Consider the following 14799-nt stretch of genomic DNA (forward strand, 5'->3'; position numbering starts at 1 on the left):
AATGGCATCATTGCCGAGGCACCACTCCTTGCGCAGCTGTGATGCGGCCGCTTCTGCTTCGTCTCGACTGTTGACGCGAATCGAGCCAGCCGCCGCTGGTTTTGCATTTTTCTGTATAGAGGCGAAGACCTGCTCCAATGCGATGTACCGTTCCAGGTGATCGCGCGCCTGTTCAATAACCACCTTCTGGTCACGTTTCGGCATTCTGGAGAGCTTGCGGAATTCGACCGGCGCGAGTTCAGTCGTGTCAGCCCGGAAAAAATATTCGGGCTTCACATTGAGGGCTTTGGCGAGCTGGAGAATGCGGGTGGAGTTGGGTAGGGCGTCTCCCTTCTCGAACTTGCTCAATGCCTGCTTGGAAATGTCCCCCATGCACTGAGCAAGGGCCTCCAGACTCAGGCCGCGCAGCAGTCTGGCGCGTTGGATTCGGTTGCTGATCATCGGGAGCTCCTTGAGGTTGACAAAATACATGTATTTATTTTTTTCGTCAACCTGGCTCCCAGTGGCATGCAGCCAGAACTGACGGAGCAGATTCAGTCACAGCATCATCAGCACAATGCCAGGCGGCCTCCCCAACAGCGGGGCCAACATGAACGGCAGCCTGGTTATTTCACTTTCCTCACCAGCGTGCGTGCCGGGTGCAAGGGGCTGCCGTCTGTGGAGAGAGGTGCCATATAGGTCACCCGCTTCCCGGTCTCTGCATCAATGAGGACGGAATGGCGCTCACCGCGCTTGAACAGGTGCGCTTCCCCCCATTGCCTTAGCGCAACGATCAATGGAAACAGACTGAGACCCGCTTCGGTCAGCACGTACTCCTGATAAGACGTGCCGTCCGATGCCGCTTGCGTTTGAAGGATGCCGGCATCCACGAGTTTGCGCAGCCGGTCTGCCAGAATGTTCTTCGATACCGACAGGTTGCGCTGAAAGTCGCCAAACCTGCATACCCCGTCAAACGCATCCCGCACGATCAGCAGCGCCCATCGGTCCCCCACCACGCTCACGCTGCGTGCGACGGGACAGTATTCTTCATCATGATTCAGTTGACTCGACATAAGCCCTCCAGCTGGTGTAGTCCGCAATGTGGTTGCATTTTAAAACCATATCCACTAGCATTCAAATGGTTTTAAATTGAAACCAGATTGCTGCCATGGCTCCATCTTCCCCTGCGTTATCCCGCCGCTTGCTGCTTCTGTTTGCGTTGGCCAGTGGCTTGAGCGTAGCCAATGTCTATTACGCCCAGCCTTTGCTGGATGCGTTGTCTCAAGATTTCAGGATCAATCAGTCAGCTGTCGGCGGTGTTGTGACGGCGACCCAGCTCGGCTGTGCGCTGGCCTTGCTCTTTCTGGTTCCACTTGGCGACAAGGTGGCGCGCAAGAAGCTGACTGGCCTTCAGTTGTCCGGTCTGATTTGCGCACTGGTCACGGTGGGACTGGCGCGGACTTCTTGTACGCTGTTGGCGGGCATGCTGGCAGTCGGTTTGCTGGGGACGGCAATGACGCAAGGCCTGATTGCCTACGCCGCGAGCGTCGCAAGTGAGAGCGAACGTGGGCGGGTAGTGGGTGCTGCACAAACTGGCGTGTTCATCGGTTTGCTTTTGTCACGCGTTTTCTCTGGTGCGATCAGCGATGTCACGGGGTGGCGGGGCGTTTACTTCTGTGCGGCCCTCATGATGTTGTTGTTGGCCTGGCCGTTGTGGCGAGGCCTGCCCGCAGTACCGGTGTCCTCGAATGGATTGAGTTATGCAAGGCTCCTTGCGTCGATGTGGTCCTTGCTTCGTCATGACAAGGTACTTCAGGTCCGAGGTACGCTGGCGATGTTGATGTTCGCCAGCTTCAATATCTTCTGGAGTGCCTTGGTTCTTCCCTTGAGCGCGAGTCCCTATCACTTCTCTCATACCGCGATTGGCGCGTTTGGTCTGGTTGGCGTTATTGGAGCGCTGGCGGCATCACGCGCCGGAAGATGGGCGGACAAGGGACACGCACAACGCACCAGTGCAGCCGCGCTCTCGCTCTTGCTGTTGGCCTGGTGGCCCTTGTCGCTGATGGATGGGGCGCTGTGGGCCTTGGTGGCCGGCATCATCTTGCTCGACCTGGGCGGGCAAGCGCTGCACGTCACGAACCAGAGCTTGATTCTTCGCAGCAGTCCGGAAGCGCATGGCCGCCTGATCGGCATCTACATGCTCTTTTACGCGGTGGGCAGCGGTCTGGGCGCACTCTCTACTACCGTTGTCTATGCGGCCCATGGGTGGCGGGGTGTCTGTCTTCTTGGTGCCGCCGTCAGCTTCATTGCTTTGCTGTTCTGGCGGATCACCTGCGGCCGGCGATAGGGCAGGACCCAGCAATCGCGCCAGGCATGATGCGCACCATTGAGGTATCGTTCAGGGCTACGGAGGAGATGGCTCATGGACTTTACCAATATCCTGGAATACAAGCACTGGTCGGACCGCCGCATTCTTGATGCGGTCGCGCAACTCACGCAAGAGGAACAACAGCGCGCGCTGGATTTCGCGCGGCAACAGTTGAACCACATGGTGCGTGTTGAGGAATTGTTCCAAGCCAGATTGCGTGGCGTGGCCGATCCGCATGACTCCACCAATACCGAGCACCTGCCTGAACTGGCTGAGCTGGAGGGCAGGCTGATGGCGGCGAACCAGTGGTTGCTGACCTATGCCAAGAGTCTCAGTGCCAGCCAGTTGAAGGAAGATATTTCTTTTACGTTCGTGGATGGGAAGCGCGGAAGACTCAGCCGCGAAGAAGTCATCTTTCACCTCATCAATCACGGCACTTACCATCGCGGGGCGATTGGCCATGCGCTTGATCTGGCCGTGGGGACACGTCCTGCCGATACTTACAACGTGTTCATTCATGCTGCAGAACCCGAGAGAAGGAACTAGCCATCATCAAAACGCAGTCGTGTTTTGATGCATGGCTGATCTGCTTCACGACCCTCTCTTTTCGGTAGTGCGGGTGACCAGGGTGTTTGACTTCATCCCCGGTTCCAGGCGATGCCGGGAGAAAAAATCGACGACCAGCCGAGTGGCGTCCGGCCCCGCTGCATTGTAGGAGAGGGTGGTGTCCCCGCCGCTCCAGGCGTGTCCGAGTCCCTCGATCAGCACGGATCGGATGATGAGCTTGCGGCCACGAAGATAGTCACGGGTTGCAACTATCCTGCGCCGGGGCTGCTTTTTGGAGGTGCGGCCGTAAGGCGTTTCCCGGGGAGGCTGCTCGGTCAAGCTCTGCGTTTGATTGAGTAAAAGAAACTGTTCCAGGAGCTGGCGCTGATTGACGGGCCGAACGATCTTGTCGTCAGTCCCGCCGATGAGGATCGCAGGTAGTGCGGCCGTTCGGGGAAAGCGCGAGAGCGCCCGTTTGGCGGCGGCTGAAGCGCGCAGCGATCCATGCTGCATCACCGAGTACGCTCCGGCGGCATTGCTGCAGACACCCGAAACCGGGGCGGCGTGCAGCGCGACAGCGGCGATCAGTTCGGGGTGCGTCAATGCCAGGAGATGTGCCATCGCTGCACCGGCCGAGATTCCGCAGACGTAGATGCGTTGCGGGTCGATGGGATGTGTTTTCAGGATCTCCTGGATCAGGGAGGCGACCAGTGCGACGTCACCTTCTCCCTTCTGGGCGTCCTGTGCGTACCATCGCCAGCATCGGTGAGGATGGGCCCGCAAGGATTGCTCCGGATAGAGGACGGCAAAGCCGTGCTTTGCTGCGTGCGCATTCATCCTGGTTCCTTGCGCAAAGTCGGCAGCGTTTTGCTGGCAGCCGTGGAGCATCACGATCAAGGGCAGCTCTGAAGGAGTGGGCTTGGGCAGGCAGAGGCGATACTGCAGTGAATGGGTGGTGGCGGGGACGTGATGGACTGCGGAGGTGACGGTGACTTCGGATGTGGATGCGCTGGCTCCACGGGGAGCGGTCTTGGGCTTGCGTATGGATGAGGTTTTGCTGCGCGGTGAAGTGGGGGATAGAAAATCGAGAAGTTGTTTGCGCTGTACTTTCCCGGCTTTTTTTATTGCCGATAGCCACAGGCGGCTCAGTTTTTTCATCAGGATGACGCCAGGTGGACGATGGGTTTCGTTTGACCGTTGTGCCTGCAAGCAGGTTCTCTTGCGAGAGCCAGAGCAGTCGCTGCGGGCCATGTCCGAAACGACAGTCGCAAGCCTGGGCGCTCCGGAGGCGGAATGGTCGACTCGTCCGTTGCTCAGGGACATATCATGTTCTTGCCAATTTTTTTGGGATTGGTATTACACAGAAGCTGGGGTTGCGGCATTGAATGCAATTTCGATTCCGCAAAATATCGCCCTATCTGCATGACAAAATCCAAGGAGAGATGGCGGATGCGAGCGCCATCATGGGATTACCGCCAAGGATGGTGAGCTGAACTGTTCTCTGCCGTATCGGCCTCAGGACTAAAAGACTGCAAGGAACCCGCGAGATTGCGCAATTCGTCCAGCAAGCGGGTCGCTGGTGTGGGCAGTATCCCTTGGCGGCGTCGAAATGCCATCAAGGTCCGTGGGGCTTTCAGTCCCTCCACCGGCAGCGCATCAATCAGGCCGGCCTTGCGTTCCGTATCGAACATCGGGCCAGACATCCAGCCCACGAATCCACAGCGTGCTACCAGGCTCTTGAGTACCGTGACGGAACGGGATTCCACTGCGATCTCAGGCATCGGCAATCCAGCCTTCGCAAACGTTTCCTTCAAGTGCAGATAAGGTCCTGTGCCTGCAGGGGTCAATGCCCATCGCAGCTCAAGGGTTTCGGCCAGGCTGATCTTGTCTTTGCCCCGCAAGGGATGATCGTTTCCTGCCACCACGTAGCTCAGATCTGTCCAGCAGCAGTCCGCGATCGCTGCCACGCCATCCGTTTCCATGCCCGACGTTCCCAGTGCCAGGTCGATCTCGTGGGTCAGCAAGCCCTCTGCCAGACGATCCCAAACGCCTTCGATGATTTCCACGCGCAGGTTGGGCCATTTTTCCAGTACACCGGCCACAGCCAGTGGCAGTACGAGACTGGCAATGCTCCCCACCGCCCCGACCTTGATGACGCCCTTGCTCAAACCACGCAGGGCATCCAGTTCGTCGCGCGCCTGCTTGGCTTCCCGTTGCAAGGAAAGTGCGTGCGGCAGCAGCGCCTGTCCAAGCGATGTCAGATGCATGCCGGTGGTGTGACGTTCAAACAGGATGCCGCCAACGGATTCTTCGAGACGCTTGATGGCGCGACTCAAGGCCGGCTGGGTCAGGCCGAGCACGTGCGCCGCTCGCCCCAGGCTACCAGCACCGACGATGGCACAGAACATTTCCAGTTGCTGCAGATTGAAGCTCAATGATTTCTCCCGATGATCGTGCTGGCTGAGCATTTCGGCGCTTGTGTGACATGAGCTGGCACATTACCAAAGGTTATGACTTTTATCCAATTTGGCAATTTTCAAAGAGATGATTGAGTCACATACTCCTCCCGAATCACTTTCCACCCAAGTCACAAGATCTTCCATAGGACTTCACATGCAGGCGCCCCAATTACCTGGAATCACAGTTCGCGACGCCGTCCTCGATCTGATGCGTCGCCTGGACATGACTTCCGTCTTTGCCAATCCGGGCTCCACTGAACTGCCCATGTTCCGTGACTTCCCGGCCGATTTTCGTTACGTGCTGGGCTTGCAGGAGGCAGTCGTGGTCGGCATGGCCGATGGTTATGCCCAGGCCAGTGGCAAGGCCGCCCTGGTCAACTTGCATTCCGCGGCGGGCGTCGGCAATGCCATGGGCAACATCTTCACCGCCTTCCGCAATCGCACTCCCTTGATCATCACTGCCGGCCAGCAGGCACGCTCCATCCTGCCATTCGATCCGTTCCTGGCAGCCTCGCACGCAACCGAGCTTCCCAAGCCTTACGTCAAGTGGAGCATCGAGCCTGCGCGCGCCGCTGACGTCCCACGCGCGCTTGCCCGGGCCTATCACATTGCCATGCAGGAACCGCGTGGTCCGGTGTTCGTTTCCATTCCCGTGGATGACTGGGATCAGCCTGGGGAGTTGCTCGAGGCCACCACGGTCACCACGCGCAGCCGCCCCGAGGCGGACGCCATCGCTGCCCTCGCCACCGCCCTGCACCGCAGTGAGCGTCCGGCCATCGTCGTCGGTTCGGAACTGGACCGTGCCGGGGCTTGGGATGAGGTGCTTCGTCTGGCCGAGACCTCCAACGCTCGCGTGTTTGTTGCGCCGATGTCCTCGCGTTGCAGCTTCCCTGAAGACCATCGCCTGTTCGCTGGATTCCTGCCGGCCATGCGCGAAAAGATCGTGCAATTGCTCAATGGCCACGACCTGATTTTCGTCGCCGGCGCTCCGGCCTTCACCTATCACGTCGAAGGCAGCGGGCCGCATCTGCCACCCGGGGCGCAGCTGTACCAATTGATTGATGATCCGGTGACGGCTTCCTGGACGCCGTCCGGGACTGCCATCGTCGGCAATATCCAGCTGGGACTGCAAGATCTGGTGGCGCAGATGCTGCAGCATGCGCCCGCCGCTCGTCCGGCGCCACCTGCGCGTGCTGCGCGTCCCCGCGCCGAGCCGGAGACACCGATGTCAGCGGCCTTTGCCATGCAGACCCTCGCTGAAGTGCGCGCAGCAGAGGATATCGTCGTCGAGGAAGCGCCAGGATCCCGTCCGACCATGCAGGCCTATCTGCCCTTTACACGCCCGGGAACCTTCTACACCATGGCCAGCGGCGGTCTTGGCTATGGCATGCCGGCGGCGGTGGGGGTTGCCCTGGCCAGACCGCAGCAACGCGTCATCGGGCTGATTGGGGATGGTTCTGCCATGTATTCGCCGCAAGCCATCTACAGCGCTGTGCAGCTGCGTCTTCCCCTCACCTTCGTGATCATCAACAACGGGCGCTACGCCGCCCTGCAGGACTTCGCGCCGGTTTTCGGCTTCGGTGCCGGCGACGTGGTCCAAGGGACTGATCTTCCCGGGCTCGACTTCGTTGCACTGGCGCAGTCGATGGGATGCAAAGGCGTGCGTGTGAGTGAGCCCGGCGAGCTGGCCGCTGCACTGCGGACGGCGATATCGTCGAATGAACCCCGTCTGGTGGAAGTCGTGGTGCGCTGATTGTTTTCGTTAGGATTCTGCTTGGTTGCAAATCGATACTAATGGCCTGGCAGCGAGATGGAAGCTAGAAACAACAGGAGGAGACTATGAAAGAAGTTGACATGCTGATCAACGGCCAGCGCCGTTCAGCCACTGGTGGTGCTTGCTTTGAGCGGCGTAATCCGCTCGATGAGAGCGTTGCCTCGCGAGCACCGGCGGCGACCGTCGCGGATGCACAGTCGGCCGTCCGCGCTGCTGCTGAGGCTTTCCCTGCCTGGGCAGCGATGGGCCCCGGAGAACGTCGCGGCCTGCTTGCCCGTGCGGCCGATGCGCTGCAGGCCCGCGCAGACGCCTTTGCGGAGGCCATGGCCTCCGAGACCGGTGCGTCTCATCACTGGGCGGCTTTCAACGTGCATCTGGCCGCCGACGGCCTGCGCGAAGCCGCAGCGATGACGACCCAGATCGCGGGGCAGCTCATTCCCTCCGATGTCCCTGGCAACCTCGCCATGGGTGTGCGCCAGGCGGCCGGTGTCGTATTGGGCATCGCCCCCTGGAATGCTCCCGTCATCCTGGGCGTGCGTGCCGTCGCACTTCCGCTGGCCTGCGGCAATACCGTGATCTTCAAGGGATCTGAAATCTGCCCGGCGACGCATGGCCTCATCATTGACGCATTCCAGGACGCCGGATTGCCACCTGGCGTGGTGAACTTCATCACCAACGCACCGGAAGATGCCGGAAAAATTGTTGAAGCCATCATCGCCGATCCGGCAGTGCGACGTGTCAACTTTACGGGCTCCACGCGCGTAGGCCGCATCATCGCCGGCCAATGCGCCAAGCACCTCAAGCCTTCCGTACTGGAGCTGGGGGGCAAGGCACCTTTCATCGTGCTGCACGATGCGGACATCGAGGCCGCCGTGCAGGCAGCGGCCTTCGGCGCCTTCGCCAATTCCGGACAGATCTGCATGTCCACCGAGCGCATCATCGTCGACGAACGTGTGGCCGATGACTTTGTCGCCCGCCTGGTCGCCAAAGCGCGTAGCCTTCCGCTGGGTGATCCCCGCCAAGGGCCGGTCGTGCTGGGTTCGGTGGTCGACCTGGCCACCGTGCAGCGCTGCAACGCGCTGATCGATGATGCCCTTGCCAAGGGCGCACGCCTGGTGTGCGGCGGCAAGGCCGAGAGCACGCTCATGCCGGCCACGCTGCTGGACCATGTCACGGCGCAGATGGACATCTATCACGAGGAGTCCTTCGGTCCGGTCAAGCCCATCGTGCGAGTCAAGGATGACGATGCCGCCATTGCATGTGCCAACGACAATGAATATGGCCTCTCGGCCGCACTGTTCAGCCGTGATATCGCCCGCGCACTGAACCTGGTACGCCGTATCGAGTCCGGAATCTGCCACATCAACGGAGCGACCGTGCATGACGAGGCGCATATGCCCTTCGGCGGCGTGAAGTCCAGTGGCTTCGGTCATTTTGGCGGTACCGCCGGGGTGGCCGAATTCACTGATCTGCGATGGATCACGGTTCAAACCTCGCAGCGCCAGTACCCGTTCTGAGAGAGTTCGCTGCACGCGGGGCGGTACGCCGTCCCGCATTGCCAATGACTATAAAAACAATCGCCAATGCGGGCCGGCAATGACCGGACCCGTGCGATACAACCGAGGAGACAGCCATGAAAATGACATCCTGGCACCAGCATCACAAACACGATCCGATCCGCATCAATGCGTTCGCCGCGGCCACCATCGAAGACACGATCCGGGAGCGCACATGAGCACCTACGGGAACGATCAAGCAAAGGTCGTTGACATCGGACGCGTGCTGGATGAAGGGACGTTTACCGGCTTCCAGAAGATGGTGGTCATCCTGGCAGCGCTGTCGATCGTCATGGACGGATTCGACGGGCAGCTGATTGGCTTCGCCATTCCCAGCCTGATCAAGGAGTGGGGCGTCACGCGCAATGCGTTTGCTCCGGCTGTGGCCGCGGGCCTGGTCGGCATGGGCTTGGGAAGCGCCTTTGCCGGCTTGTTTGCAGATCGCTTTGGTCGCCGCCTGGCCATCATTGGCAGTGTCTTCGTGTTCGGGATCGCTACCAGCCTGATCTCGTTTTCTCCGGATATCACCACGATTGCAATTCTGCGGTTTTTCGCCGGCCTCGGAATCGGCGGTGCCCTGCCTGTCTCCACCACGATTACGGCAGAATTCAGCCCGGCCCGGATACGTACCTTTGCCGTCACCGCGACCATCGTCTGCGTTCCCCTGGGAGGAATGTTGGCCGGGCTCTTCGCCAACCTGGTCCTGCCTCACTATGGCTGGCGTGGCCTCTTTTTGCTGGGTGGCATGCTGCCGGTAGCATTTTCGGTACTGCTATGGTTCAGCATTCCGGAGTCGCCACGATATCTGGCACGCCAGCCCGCCCGGTGGGATGAGTTGCGGTCCCTGCTTACGCGCATGTCCCGCACGATCTCCGCGGGGATGCGCTTCACCGATGCGCGTGAACAGGATTCCCAACCCAAGGCAGGATTCGGTGCGCTGTTTACTGAGGGAAGGGCACGCGACACCATTGCCATCTGGCTCGCTTTCTTCATGAACCTGCTGGCCGTCTATAGCGCATTCAGCTGGCTCCCCACGATGCTGGCAGGCGAAGGCCTCAGCCCATCGGTGGCCGCCAATGGCCTCACGGCCTACAACATCGGCGGCGTCTTTGGCGCACTGTTGTGCGCGGTAGTCATCGGCCGCTTCGGTTCGCGTGTTCCCATGCTGCTCTGCTGCCTGGCCGCCGCAGGGACTGCATTTGCGTTGCGCAGCCTGGACGTGAGCAGCCAGACGAGCTTGTTGGTCGCGGGCATCGGCTTGCACGGACTGTTCGTCAACGCCGTCCAATGCACCATGTACGCGCTTTGCGCTTATATCTATCCGACCCAGGTACGCGCGACCGGGACGGCGGGCGCGCTGGCTTTCGGTCGCCTGGGGGCCATCCTCAGTGCATTTGCGGGTGCCATCGTGATCACCCAAGGTGGTGCTTCGGGCTATCTCGCCATGCTGGGAGGGGCGATGCTGTGCGTCTTCGCGACTCTGCTGACGGTGAGCAAGCATATTCCCCGCGCAGCGGCGACCGTTAAACATCAAGAGAAGGAGCAGCAAGCATGAACATTGCCATTGTTGGCGCTGGCGCCATGGGCGGACTATTTGGTGCGCGTCTTGCGTTGAACGGGCAGAAGGTCAGTTTCATCGAAGTCGCGCCCGCTACGATAGCGGCGATCAGCGATAGCGGCCTGGCCTTTTCCGATGACAGTGGCACCCATACGGTAAGAGTCCCGGTAGGCAGGGCTGACTCCTTTGCCGAGCCGTTTGACCTCATCGCGTTCTTTACCAAGAGCCTGCATACCCAAAGCGCAGTACGTAGCATCTCCCATCTTGTGGGCCAGGATACCTGGGCTTTATCCGTGCAGAATGGATTGGGTAATGCGGAAATCATTTCCGAGGTCATTCCGAGCGAGCGCATCATTGTCGGGATGACCAATCTCCCTGCGGATCTCAAGTCTGCGGGGGTGGTGCATAGTCATGGGGAGGGTTATGTCAGGATCTGGACTATGTCGGGCAAGGAGCGGCCGGAAGTCAGCCGAGTGGCGGAGATCTTCAGTGCAGCCGGACTCAATTGCAGTGCTGACCCTCAGGTACGAGCTGCCATCTGGGAAAAGGTCGCTTTCAATGCGGCACTCAATTCGGTGTGCGCGGTCATCGGCTGTACAGTCGGTACGGCCGGATCGACCGAGCAAGGGCGCGCACTGGCGATGCGCATTGCCGCTGAAACGGTGTCGGTAGCTCAGGCGCTCCAGATTCCCGCCCGCATGGCGAAGGTGGAGGAGGCGCTCCTGGATGCCTTCAGGATGCACGTCAACCACAAGCCATCGATGCTGCAGGATATCGAGGCAGGCAGACAGACGGAAATCGATTTCATCAATGGCGCCGTCGCCGATCAAGCGCGCGGCTGTGGGGTTGCGGTTCCTACCGTCACCGCGCTTTACGAGCTGGTCAAGATGAAGCAGGACGCAGTGCTCAATGGGAAATGAAGGCATCAAGAGGCTCCGCCACGGTTTGGTTCTGATGCTGGGACCAGACCGTGGCGAGCGGGAATAGAAAAGGGGGAGATCCATGTTGTAACTAAAATTATGGCAAATTTGTACAATTGTGGTAAGCTGCATCGATGAAATGGACGTCAGAACTGTCGAAATACCCTCCCTACCTTCAGAAAAAAATTAAAAAGGGGCGAGGAGTAGGCAGCTTCGATGGTTACCAGCCTTGGATAACAAAATCTGATTTCGGCTCTGCGGGTTCAGCGACCACTGTCCAGGGAATAGTGGTTCCGCGGGTACATCACGTGCTATCGGATCTTGAGCACATCTATCTCATGTTGTTGGAGCGCCGGCCAAACGTCATAGATATTCGCGAGCAGTGGCCAATTCTTCACATAGATAAAACGCTAGAACTTTGCGAGAGATTCGGTGTAACTCATGGCTATGCGAGTGGTGCCCCGGTTCCTTTCACCATCGATTTTTTGGTCACCTTCGAGATGGATGGTAAAAAATACTATGAGGCCAAAAGTGTTAAGACACCTGAAGACGCACAAAATTCGAAAGTGCGGAGCCGCCTTCAAATCGAATACCAGTGGTGCAGATTAAAGAATTGCCCATGGGTACTAGTGAAAACTGATGGCTTCTCAGGGCGCAATAAGAAGGTCGTATTTGAAAATTTGAACTTTATGCGTGAGTGGTTCAAAAATCGCTATGAACCTGACTTGGATGAGACCCTTGAATTTCTTCGATTCTTCAGAACCTTATATAGTCCTGTTCGCCGGTTGGACGAGCTGATGGAACGAACTGCAAGTGGGCTCCGTGTTACGGACGGCAATGCAGATAACTTAATTCGATTCGCCATGTGGAAGGATCTACTGAAGGTTTCCCTCACTGAAAAGATCGATCTAACTAGGCCTCTTATCCTTCGATCCTAAATACATGCCCGACTTTCGCCCAAGTGACCAGGGTTTTGCACGATGGCAGGTGTTGGAGCTAACGACACCGGATGGCATTGAATACCTTCGCGTTACGCATATCTTTGATCATGACGTGTATGTCATGCGGATCAAAGAAACTCTAGACGTTCGCCATGCTCGGCGACCGATTCGATATGGCCTGTCCGATTTTATGGCGATGAGTGGACGTGCAGGGGCAAGGTGGGGGCGGATTTCAATGCCGCCAGAATTCATTTCACCACCTCCTTCAGATTCGCGACGAGCTCAGAAGATGGAAGTCTGCTGGCAACTAATCGAGCCACTGGTTGAATTGTTCGAGAGTAGTACGAATCTGAACACGGCACATTTCACTTCGCTTATTCGGGCTCGTGCAGAAGCGAAGAACTTTAGCTTTGATAGCGCCAGGCGGCTTTTACTACGTTACTACTATTTCGGCGGTACAAAGTATGCGCTGTTGCCTTTTCATCCAGGAACTAAGCCTTCCGAGGGCAGCTACAAAAAGGCGTCAGACGACTCTACTGAGAGTAATGGAGTTCCGAAGCGTCGCGGGCGGAAGTCAATAAAGGCTCAAGTCTTAGGTGAAAATAGTTTCATTGTTTCGGAGCTCGACATAGCAGACATGGTGTCCAGTTTGCGGCGGCAGCTGAGGCGGTTTCGGACCGGCTATTTAGATGCATGGCGTGGATATTTGGCAACCGAATTTGCTCGTAGGCACAAACAAATCTACGAGAAGTATCAGCGCGGAGAAATTGATGAGCCTGTGACGAAACGGCAGTATCAGTACTATCTAGACCAGTACGCGCAGCTTGACGCATCCCTCGCAGAAAATCTGGTAACGAGAGCGGCTGAGTCCGGCCATTCCGGGGTGCTTACGGCTTCAGCTCCTGGAGATATCTATGAGATTGACGGTACAGGTGGCCGATTGCATCTCGTTACGAATAGCGATCCTCCAATAGTTGTAGATCGACCGAATATCTATCTCCTCATTGACCGCTGGAGCCGGTTCGTGGTGTCGGCCTATATCTCTCTCAGGCCTCCATCGTATGAAGAGCTGAGATATGCACTCTTGATTGGATTTACGTCTAGGACCAAGCGGTTCAAGGCAATGGGATGCAACGTCGACGATGATAATTGGCCTGTTGGTAGAATTCCTCATCGTATCGTAGCGGATAGAGGGTCGGAATTTCTGTCCGCGCCAATTGAGCAAGCGTTGACCACCGATTTGCGAATTAGGCTAACAAATCTCCCTCCTTTGTGCGCTGATGGAAAGGCAATTATCGAACGTTTCATCAGAACAATGAAAAGTCGTATGGTCACAAAGGGGATGTCAGGAGTCTACGCTGAACGCCCCATGAATCCGGTTACCGTGCGCGCCAAAAGGAACGCAGCTTCTGCTGCTACTACTTCTCTACAAGAAGCGTATCGGGAGCTCTTGGAAATAATTGTTGAATATAATAATCGACCACATTCGACTTTGAAAAAATATCGTGAGCTGACGCATGCAGGTGTCGAGCCGACGCCGCAACAGGCTTATTTATGGGGACTAAAAAATAGAGCATCCAAGGGGGCTTTCCCATATTCTGAAGATGAGCTTGCGCAGATTTTCCTAAGTACAGATACAGCAACGATCGCCAATGGCAGAGTGACGTATCGGGATAAGACATATTTTCCAAAAAATAGTTATGCCGAAGTGCTGGCTAACGAATCAGGAGCGCGCGCGAAGAAGGTGCCTATAAGAGTAGATAAAACCTACCCGCACGCCGTATATCTGTCGAGCAAGAGAGGGGAACGAGCTGAATTTGAAATTAGCGCGAGTGGTGCCGATACTCTAGGAGTGATGACACTCGACGAAGAGGACGCCTTTGCACACGAAGGTAAGCTGCTCTGGGCGATGTCAAACCATAGAAGCAATGTTGAGCAAGTGAACGATCTGAACAGTCGCGCGAAGACGAAGAGGCGCCCTCCTGAAGGTATCAATACTGAGCCTGATCGCGCAGAAATGCGGGCCGCACGCGACGCAGACACAGAACTGCAAAAAATGGCCTTGACGGGCAGGGCGCAAATAGCTTCCCTTGCGTCAAAGCCCAGTAACGAGATACCTGAGTGGCTCGTAAGAAAGAAAGAAGCGGAAGCAGCCCACGTCGCGCGTGTTGCAAAGATGAGAGAAAGAAATGAGCGAGAAGACTAACGACGAGCCCCCGAAGGCTATTTATACGGACACCCTAACAAAACGTTATAAAGGGAATCCATTTATAGAGGCCCTGCCTCCGTTGCCAGAGAGAAAAATAGATTTCTCTGTATTGATCTCGGAGTTGCCGCCGGCCCCAACTCCGGGAGATCGAAAAGCGAGTGAAATGGTGCGCTTGATTGAGCTAGCGACACTCAATGAGGTTGTATATCCCTTTGCCGGATATGCTGATGCAGCTCTTGCCGTTTCCACAATGCTTCGCGAAGCATACCGAGCAAGAAATCCTATGACCCCGTCTGACGTTAAGAGGAGGCATGCACAAGCGGTGTCTACATCAGAAACTGGAATTTATATTCCAAGCGAGTGGGAGAGTTCTGGGCAAAGCCATCTGATTGTGGCGAATAGCGGTATTGGAAAATCTACGTTTGCCGACAAGTTTTTGCGAGGATATCAGCAGGTTATTCAACATGAAACCTATCAGGGAAAACCTTT

At 57.3% G+C, this 14799-nt stretch carries 12 protein-coding genes and 1 pseudogene; 9 read left to right on the forward strand and 4 right to left on the reverse strand.

Features of this window, described 5'->3' with window-relative positions:
- The coding region (locus tag B3873_RS06260; RefSeq protein ID WP_286864698.1) for a helix-turn-helix domain-containing protein at nucleotides 1–471 on the reverse strand (471 nt) is incomplete at its 3' end.
- A 134-nt stretch (nucleotides 472–605) separates the two neighbouring features.
- Complete coding sequence (locus B3873_RS06265) at nucleotides 606–1052, reverse strand: winged helix-turn-helix transcriptional regulator (RefSeq protein WP_286864700.1); 447 nt, start codon at nucleotides 1050–1052, stop codon at nucleotides 606–608.
- 95 nt (nucleotides 1053–1147) lie between these two features.
- Here B3873_RS06265 and B3873_RS06270 point away from each other — a divergent pair, with 95 nt between their 5' ends.
- On the forward strand, nucleotides 1148–2326 hold the full coding sequence (locus B3873_RS06270) for an MFS transporter (RefSeq protein WP_286864701.1): 1179 nt from the start codon (nucleotides 1148–1150) through the stop codon (nucleotides 2324–2326).
- A 75-nt stretch (nucleotides 2327–2401) separates the two neighbouring features.
- Nucleotides 2402–2893, forward strand: a complete 492-nt coding sequence (locus B3873_RS06275) for a DinB family protein (protein WP_286864702.1) — start codon at nucleotides 2402–2404, stop codon at nucleotides 2891–2893.
- A 45-nt stretch (nucleotides 2894–2938) separates the two neighbouring features.
- Here the strand turns inward: B3873_RS06275 and B3873_RS06280 are convergent, their stop codons facing one another.
- Complete coding sequence (locus B3873_RS06280; RefSeq protein ID WP_286864703.1) at nucleotides 2939–4051, reverse strand: alpha/beta hydrolase family esterase; 1113 nt, start codon at nucleotides 4049–4051, stop codon at nucleotides 2939–2941.
- A 311-nt stretch (nucleotides 4052–4362) separates the two neighbouring features.
- Nucleotides 4363–5328, reverse strand: a complete 966-nt coding sequence (locus tag B3873_RS06285; protein ID WP_252696591.1) for a LysR family transcriptional regulator — start codon at nucleotides 5326–5328, stop codon at nucleotides 4363–4365.
- A 178-nt stretch (nucleotides 5329–5506) separates the two neighbouring features.
- Between B3873_RS06285 and mdlC the strand changes: the two genes are divergently transcribed.
- The 7 genes and pseudogenes from mdlC to B3873_RS06320 all read left to right on the forward strand — a co-directional run.
- Nucleotides 5507–7105 (forward strand): benzoylformate decarboxylase, encoded by a 1599-nt coding sequence (gene mdlC, locus B3873_RS06290; protein ID WP_286864705.1) that lies wholly within the window; start codon nucleotides 5507–5509, stop codon nucleotides 7103–7105.
- A gap of 86 nt (nucleotides 7106–7191) precedes the next feature.
- Nucleotides 7192–8643 carry an aldehyde dehydrogenase gene (locus B3873_RS06295; protein WP_034332240.1) on the forward strand — a complete coding sequence of 484 codons (1452 nt, stop codon included), beginning with the start codon at nucleotides 7192–7194 and terminating at the stop codon, nucleotides 8641–8643.
- Between the two features lie 214 nt (nucleotides 8644–8857).
- The gene (locus B3873_RS06300) at nucleotides 8858–10237 is read left to right on the forward strand and encodes an MFS transporter (protein ID WP_286864707.1); all 1380 of its coding nucleotides are present in this window, start codon (nucleotides 8858–8860) and stop codon (nucleotides 10235–10237) included.
- On the forward strand, nucleotides 10234–11160 hold the full coding sequence (locus B3873_RS06305) for a ketopantoate reductase family protein (protein WP_286864708.1): 927 nt from the start codon (nucleotides 10234–10236) through the stop codon (nucleotides 11158–11160). Before B3873_RS06300 ends, B3873_RS06305 begins: the two co-directional genes overlap by 4 nt.
- Nucleotides 11161–11294: 134 nt before the next feature.
- Nucleotides 11295–12098: a TnsA endonuclease N-terminal domain-containing protein gene (locus B3873_RS06310; protein WP_286864710.1), complete on the forward strand. Its 804-nt coding sequence runs from the start codon at nucleotides 11295–11297 to the stop codon at nucleotides 12096–12098.
- A 4-nt stretch (nucleotides 12099–12102) separates the two neighbouring features.
- The gene (locus tag B3873_RS06315) at nucleotides 12103–14307 is read left to right on the forward strand and encodes a hypothetical protein (protein WP_286864712.1); all 2205 of its coding nucleotides are present in this window, start codon (nucleotides 12103–12105) and stop codon (nucleotides 14305–14307) included.
- Nucleotides 14291–14799, forward strand: a pseudogene (locus B3873_RS06320) (ATP-binding protein); the annotation flags it as partial. The gene B3873_RS06315 and the pseudogene B3873_RS06320, both read left to right, overlap by 17 nt.

The organism is Herbaspirillum sp. UBA812 (assembly GCF_002296545.1).
Taxonomy (GTDB): Bacteria; Pseudomonadota; Gammaproteobacteria; order Burkholderiales; family Burkholderiaceae_D; genus Herbaspirillum; species Herbaspirillum huttiense.

Bases quoted from the DNA above. Each gene is read 5' to 3' on its own strand.
- B3873_RS06300 (WP_286864707.1), top strand. From the start codon at position 8,858: ATGAGCACCTACGGGAACGATCAAGCAAAGGTCGTTGACATCGGACGC.
- B3873_RS06275 (WP_286864702.1), top strand. From the start codon at position 2,402: ATGGACTTTACCAATATCCTGGAATACAAGCACTGGTCGGACCGCCGC.
- B3873_RS06270 (WP_286864701.1), top strand. From the start codon at position 1,148: ATGGCTCCATCTTCCCCTGCGTTATCCCGCCGCTTGCTGCTTCTGTTT.
- B3873_RS06295 (WP_034332240.1), top strand. From the start codon at position 7,192: ATGAAAGAAGTTGACATGCTGATCAACGGCCAGCGCCGTTCAGCCACT.
- B3873_RS06310 (WP_286864710.1), top strand. From the start codon at position 11,295: ATGAAATGGACGTCAGAACTGTCGAAATACCCTCCCTACCTTCAGAAA.
- B3873_RS06280 (WP_286864703.1), bottom strand. From the start codon at position 4,051: ATGAAAAAACTGAGCCGCCTGTGGCTATCGGCAATAAAAAAAGCCGGG.
- B3873_RS06315 (WP_286864712.1), top strand. From the start codon at position 12,103: ATGCCCGACTTTCGCCCAAGTGACCAGGGTTTTGCACGATGGCAGGTG.
- B3873_RS06305 (WP_286864708.1), top strand. From the start codon at position 10,234: ATGAACATTGCCATTGTTGGCGCTGGCGCCATGGGCGGACTATTTGGT.
- B3873_RS06265 (WP_286864700.1), bottom strand. From the start codon at position 1,052: ATGTCGAGTCAACTGAATCATGATGAAGAATACTGTCCCGTCGCACGC.
- mdlC (WP_286864705.1), top strand. From the start codon at position 5,507: ATGCAGGCGCCCCAATTACCTGGAATCACAGTTCGCGACGCCGTCCTC.